This is a genomic window from Methanosarcina sp. MSH10X1, assembly GCF_004099695.1.
Classification (GTDB): domain Archaea; phylum Halobacteriota; class Methanosarcinia; order Methanosarcinales; family Methanosarcinaceae; genus Methanosarcina.
On sequence record NZ_SCHL01000042.1, the window covers coordinates 1 to 1,892 of the forward strand.

The window sequence follows — 1,892 nt, forward strand, 5'->3', positions numbered from 1 at the left end:
ATTGTCAACGACTCATCAGGCTATGAAATAAAAAGTATAAACTACGGCCAGGCAACCGGTTTTTTCCGGAAAGTCTCCTTCCAGGAAACCGTGGAAATTCCGGACTCCGCAGCCTCAGGATACGCTTCAATTGAACTTTATTACGGCGACGAATTAAAAGCCTCGGACTGGTTCGTGATTGAGGTAAGCCCGGTAAAAGACATTACCGCCGATGCTTTTAACAGGCTGCTTTCTGTAAACTACCAGGGAAATAGCCACACATTTAGAGAATATGCAATCAATGTGGAGCCTGACATAAAACCTGAGCAGATAAAAATAAGGAAAGTAACCGGAACTCTGCAAAGGGAAATCTCATCTGGCGGCAAAAGTAAGAATTATGCTGACACAAACCTCACTTTTGATACAGGTTACAACACTCCTGCCAGTAAAAATTATACTATTTATTACGTTTTCGAAATTCCTGTCCTCAATTATACTCTTGTCAACCTCGAAACCCGAGAGAGCTTCAACCGAAGCATGAGACTCTCCACCATGATAACTTCAAGGGAACCGCTTCTTGAAGAACTTGTCAGGGAATACGAAACCGAGCTTGGAAACACCTCAAGCCTTGATTCGACATCAAACCTCGTGCTCGGAGCAACGAACCTTAGAACTTTCGTCTACGGGCCCTGGCAGCATTATGCAAACGGGCCTCTAAATATCCTGACAAATCCTGCCCTCTCAAGCTCTATTAACGGAGCCACGCTCTATACTCAGAAAAGAATTTTTGATTCGGTTGACCCCCTTGCTCTAACCTATACAACTTACTATAACGGAAAAGTTCTCTATGAAGACGTTTCTACCTCAAGCAGCACCTCAGGTAGGGGGAAATTACCATCTGGCTCTAACAGTAAGCTGAATGCTTCAATCTCTCGTTATGAGCAGGATAAAGGCGTAAACCTGGCAACCACTTACGATTCGCTTGCGCAGAACAAATCCTTTTCCCTGGATGTGGAAAAGAGCATAGAAGAATCCCTGAGAGAGACTAATACTTCATTTGAACAGCTTTCCGAATATTCGAAAATTGAAGTTTCAGCTTCCAATTATACCGATGGAGTTATTGATGGCTGGGTTTTCAACGACCATGTGTGGACAGAAGAGAATCCTGACCTTATTCATGCAGTTACGGACAGCGTTTATACGGCATCGGTTCAGGGGCAAATTCTAAGAGATGGCTTTGATTCTCCTGATCCGGTTGCCTCTGAAGTTACTGCAAATTTCAATCCGGATTCGGTCTCGTTTAGCGGTCAAACCGTTAGCTGGAACTCGAACTATCTGGCATCAGGAACTCATATCGGGTCTCTTGTACCTTCTTACTCTTGGGGGGATTCGACCAGAAAATCCTATTCCGAATCCTTAAACCCTTCAATTGAACCTCCTGAAGGAACTGTATCGAGCTGGTCGGTCACATCGGCAGATGTCAGCCTGTCTTCTGTTAACATTGCCGATGTAAAAATCGAACCCCATTTTTCCTATGCAAGTAATGATACCCTGACAGTTGAAAACCGGAGCGAGGGCTACCTGAACCGCGAAGACCATGTTTTTGACTGGCGAATCAGGTACGATATCTCTTATCAAATAGTAACAAACTGGAAAATAAACTACAGTTACGATTACACCTACAAGTGGAAAACCAGAGAGCAGCTGCCTGACGGAAACTATACAACGGTCACGCATTCCGATACATCAGGCGGTTCAGACTCCCAAACTATTAGTAAAACCAATATAGAATCGCTTTCCCATACTGAAACTGAAGCTGAAAAACTGACAATTGTTTACCACAAGCGACCTCCGGCAGGCGGTTACGTAGGATTGTCAACCTATTCTGACCCCATTGAAAGAGAATACAGGGA

At 44.1% G+C, this 1,892-nt stretch carries 1 pseudogene; it reads left to right on the plus strand.

From position 1 onward, the window contains the following. Positions 1 to 1,892, plus strand: a pseudogene (locus tag EQO05_RS15195) (hypothetical protein); the annotation flags it as partial.